Raw genomic sequence first — 636 nt, 5'->3', positions numbered from 1 at the left:
CTTTTCGCAGGCTCCTACGTCCTTCATCGCCTCCAGCTGCCAAGGCATCCACCGTATACGCTTAGTCGCTTGACCATACAACACAAACGACTATTAACGACTTTAAACATCCAGGCTAAACCTGGACGCCGGATTGTGTGCTTGAGAGACACACATTTCTATTGAGTTGAGTACGTTACTACTCAACCTCGCCTTGCAGTGTATTACTACAAAATGTTTCACCTTGTTAAAGAGCATCTGATGTAAAAATCAGAAAGCTAATCTCTCGAAGAACAATTTCTTCAAAAAATCAGTTTTCTGATTTCTGGCGTTAATCAAGGAAGGAATGGTGGAGCTAAGCGGGATCGAACCGCTGACCTCTTGGATGCAAACCAAGCGCTCTCCCAGCTGAGCTATAGCCCCAAAATGGTAGGCCTGGGCAGACTTGAACTGCCGACCTCACCCTTATCAGGGGTGCGCTCTAACCAGCTGAGCTACAGGCCTCTGGTGGTGACCTAACTGACTAACGTCATCAGTCCGATCAAGCAATATGTGTGAGCACTTACGAAGTTAGGTCGACTTCGATTAAGGAGGTGATCCAGCCCCAGGTTCCCCTAGGGCTACCTTGTTACGACTTCACCCCAGTCATGAATCACT

At 47.8% G+C, this 636-nt stretch carries 2 tRNA genes and 1 rRNA gene; all 3 read right to left on the bottom strand.

Going from position 1 to position 636, the window contains the following annotated elements:
- Positions 1-326 precede the first annotated feature (326 nt).
- Positions 327-402: transfer RNA gene (locus LC059_RS17920), tRNA-Ala, on the bottom strand.
- 4 nt (positions 403-406) lie between these two features.
- Positions 407-483, bottom strand: a tRNA-Ile gene (locus tag LC059_RS17915).
- Between the two features lie 82 nt (positions 484-565).
- A 16S ribosomal RNA gene (locus tag LC059_RS17910) occupies positions 566-636 on the bottom strand; the annotation flags it as partial.

This window comes from Microbulbifer elongatus, from assembly GCF_020524885.1.
Lineage (GTDB): Bacteria > Pseudomonadota > Gammaproteobacteria > Pseudomonadales > Cellvibrionaceae > Microbulbifer > Microbulbifer elongatus_A.
This window is presented reverse-complemented; position numbering and strand designations above follow the sequence as displayed.